The organism is Pseudomonas sp. YuFO20, from assembly GCF_035064975.1.
Classification (GTDB): Bacteria; Pseudomonadota; Gammaproteobacteria; order Pseudomonadales; family Pseudomonadaceae; genus Aquipseudomonas; species Aquipseudomonas putida_AE.
In genome coordinates, this window is sequence record NZ_JAXDEO010000187.1 from 1 (window position 1) to 420 (window position 420).

The following is a 420-nucleotide window of genomic DNA, read 5'->3' on the forward strand; positions in this document are numbered from 1 at the left end:
GGAGAACTGGAAAAACTGATTGTGGATCTGTAACCGCAAGAGGGGGGGAGCCCCCTCTTTTTATCCTATCGACGTGTCCCTTTCTCACCCCCCCGGCGCCACCGTCAGCAGCAGGTTGGCGAAGCGGCGCTGTTCGCCGGAGGCGATCACCAGCAGCGTCCGATCCGATTTGACCGCGGCGTAAAATGCCTCGCGCGGCAGGTGTTCGACCGGGCACTGCGCCGGCAGCAGCTGCCGATATTCGGCTTCGATGGTGTTGGTGAAGTCCGGCGGGCAGGCCATCAGCGCCGCGCTTTCCACGTTGATGCAGGTCAGCAGCTTTTCCAGGATTGGCGGGGCGGCGAGTGTGCCGGGCGCCAGGTTCAGATAGACCACGGTGGCGTCTTTCGGCGCGTGGGTCACGCAGGCGTAGTTGCCGTC

At 63.8% G+C, this 420-nt stretch carries 1 protein-coding gene; it reads right to left on the reverse strand.

Going from position 1 to position 420, the window contains the following annotated elements:
* Window positions 1-84: 84 nt before the first annotated feature.
* On the reverse strand, window positions 85-420 hold a 336-nt coding region (locus tag SOP85_RS31195; protein ID WP_323629433.1), incomplete at its 5' end, for an RbsD/FucU domain-containing protein.